Annotated in this window: 1 protein-coding gene; it reads right to left on the bottom strand. The window is 58.8% G+C overall.

All coding sequences use genetic code 11. From position 1 onward, the window contains the following. Positions 1-169: 169 nt before the first annotated feature. The gene (locus BP858_RS10245) at positions 170-367 is read right to left on the bottom strand and encodes a hypothetical protein (protein ID WP_074175367.1); all 198 of its coding nucleotides are present in this window, start codon (positions 365-367) and stop codon (positions 170-172) included. Between the last annotated feature and the right edge of the window lie 31 nt (positions 368-398).

Here is a 398-nt window from a genome sequence, read left to right as displayed (position 1 = left end):
CAACAGAGCTTGAACCTCGCCGACAGCCAACCCGGAATGCAGTGCCCCCATGGTTGCGTTCACGCCGATGGGACCCGGCCCCCTACACAGCCCACCACTGCCCACTGCATGGGAACAGGACCGGGAAAAAAACGGAACCAGCGCTGCACCGGTGGTTGGGAGGACCTGATCAGTACCTGGAGGTCAGGACCTCAAGTTCTTCCCTGATGGTCCGGCGGACCATCTCCTCGATGGCGTTGTAGTCCCGCTTTGCCTTCTCGTGCTTCTCGATCATCTCTTCCATCTTCATAACGCCGAGCGAGAGGTTCTTCCCGTACCTCAGGGCGACTTCCAGCGCCTCTTCGTCGATCCGGACAACCCTGGACATACAGAGAGGTTTTCCCGGCATCTGATATATC

The sequence above is a fragment of the Methanoculleus sp. UBA413 genome (assembly GCF_002502935.1).
Classification (GTDB): domain Archaea; phylum Halobacteriota; class Methanomicrobia; order Methanomicrobiales; family Methanoculleaceae; genus Methanoculleus; species Methanoculleus bourgensis.
This window is presented reverse-complemented; position numbering and strand designations above follow the sequence as displayed.

What these genes read in the sequence shown, in the direction of transcription:
- BP858_RS10245 (WP_074175367.1), bottom strand. Translation starts at nt 367, where the DNA reads ATGTCCAGGGTTGTCCGGATCGACGAAGAGGCGCTGGAAGTCGCCCTG.